This window comes from Microcystis aeruginosa NIES-4325 (assembly GCF_008974145.1).
Lineage (GTDB): Bacteria > Cyanobacteriota > Cyanobacteriia > Cyanobacteriales > Microcystaceae > Microcystis > Microcystis aeruginosa_G.
The window spans coordinates 1-1,847 of sequence record NZ_BJKP01000082.1 but is presented as its reverse complement, the minus strand read 5'-3'; the positions used below and the strand labels follow the sequence as shown (position 1 = coordinate 1,847).

The following is a 1,847-nucleotide window of genomic DNA, read 5'->3' as shown; positions in this document are numbered from 1 at the left end:
TTGATTTTCCAAGAGATTAAACCGATTTCATACCAAGATGTTAGATTTCTCTTGATTCCCAATACTAGATCGGGTAGTTCATCGATTAGCTCCCCTAGTCCATACGATTCTTCGATACTGATAGCCAGATCGTAGAGAGACCGGCCTAGTTCACTTTCTGGAATGTCGGAACCGAATAATGGTTCAAAGGGGTTGAGACAGTGACCGGGTTTAACGGGCCAGTCTTCTTGTATTCGATCTTGAATGATGGTGGTGTTCATAGGAAGTGAAGGGGCAGAATGCCCCAATTAAACGTTTAAGGAAATAATTAGCCCAATTTCTCAATAAGTCTTTCGCTCCTCAACCCATAGGCGATCTCCTAAAAATAAACCACTGACCTAGACTATCTACAGCCCAATACCCTAGCTATGCGATCGGTTAAATTGCCTCTAGGGGTTGGGATGTTGTTTAGTTATATCCATAGTTTACTATGGACTTTTTGCTAAGTCAATAGTAAACTATGGGTTACTTGTTAAAATGAAGTCATCTCCTGAATCCATAGCTACCTTGAAACAACTTATCGAATATGCAAACACTACGCAGCGAGAGTTATCTAAGCGGACGGGTATAGCTGAAGTAACGATCAATAGCTGGGTAGCGGGAAAGTATATCCCCCGGCTAGATAACGCCCTAGTGTTGTGCCGGGAATTAGGGGTAAGCCTAAAAACCTTGTCCCAATCTCTCGGACTAGATACCACCGGCATCCCCGACGATTCCCCTAACTAATAAAACTCCCTAACGATTAGCTCTCGTTAGGGAAAGTGACAAAAATTTTGTCGTTTACTACTATGATGACTCCCTCTATAAACGATCGCATCTCCTACAAGGGAGAAAAGGCCACGGTTAAACAAGTCTGGAAAAAGAAAGTCAAGGTTATTCTCTCAGACCTGCGAGAGATAACCGTAGGGATAGACGAGATCGGGCCGGCTGATGAAGCTATCCCTAGTCAGTTACCATTAATTGATCTTTTTCAGTATCAACTCCCTGATCGTCCGATCAGTCAATGGGACCTGGAAAATGAAGACTCGATCGAAACTTTGACAGTGAACAGTGATCGGTCAGAAAGTGCGATCGAAACTTTGGCAGTGAACAGTGATCGGTTAGAAAAAGCGATCGAAATCGATATCCAATCACTAACAACGGATCAACTGATAACACTTTATGAGTCGATAACTAGAGAGTTAATCAATCGCGGTGACTCACTCCCTAACTCAGACCCTAACTCAGACCCTAACCTAGACCCTAACTCAGACCCTAACCTAGACCCTAACTCAGACCCTAACCTAGACCCTAACTCAGACCCTAACCTAGACCCTAACTCAGACCCTAACTCAGACCCTAACTCAGACCCTAACTCAGACCCTAACTCAGACCCTAACTCAGACCCTAACTCAGACCCTAACTCAGACCCTAACTCAGACCCTAACTCGCTCCCTAACTCTCACCCTAACTATGGCTATGAGGAAATCAAAACTATCAAGGGCAACCAGTATCGTTACTGGAGATGGCTAGAAAACGACAAAAAGCGATCGAAATATTTAGGGAGGTGCGAGACTCGCTAAAATAGCAGGTGCTACGACTTAAGCAAGTGGCAATATTTGATAAATTGCCAACCGGTGCAATTCCGGCTCGTAGCTTTGACACTAGATATAGGACTAAAGGCTATATCACCTACTACATATAGAGTGTAGTCATATAAAAATAGCCTCTAGGGCGTTTTTCGTTCGATCTGGATCTGTCTGAATGTAGAGATGAAGGTTTGCGATCGAAGCGTGACCACTAACGGCTTGAATGGTTTTAAGGTCTGT

At 43.8% G+C, this 1,847-nt stretch carries 1 protein-coding gene and 1 pseudogene; one reads left to right on the top strand and one right to left on the bottom strand.

All coding sequences use genetic code 11. The features are described from left to right. Positions 1–260: pseudogene (locus MiAbW_RS19000) on the bottom strand (hypothetical protein); the annotation flags it as partial. Between the two features lie 256 nt (positions 261–516). Between MiAbW_RS19000 and MiAbW_RS18995 the strand changes: the two are divergent. Then, on the top strand, positions 517–765 hold the full coding sequence (locus tag MiAbW_RS18995) for a helix-turn-helix transcriptional regulator (RefSeq protein WP_238707362.1): 249 nt from the start codon (positions 517–519) through the stop codon (positions 763–765). The last annotated feature ends 1,082 nt before the right edge of the window (positions 766–1,847 follow it).

Excerpts from the sequence above, each read along its gene's own strand:
- MiAbW_RS18995 (WP_238707362.1), top strand. The coding sequence starts at position 517 with ATGAAGTCATCTCCTGAATCCATAGCTACCTTGAAACAACTTATCGAA.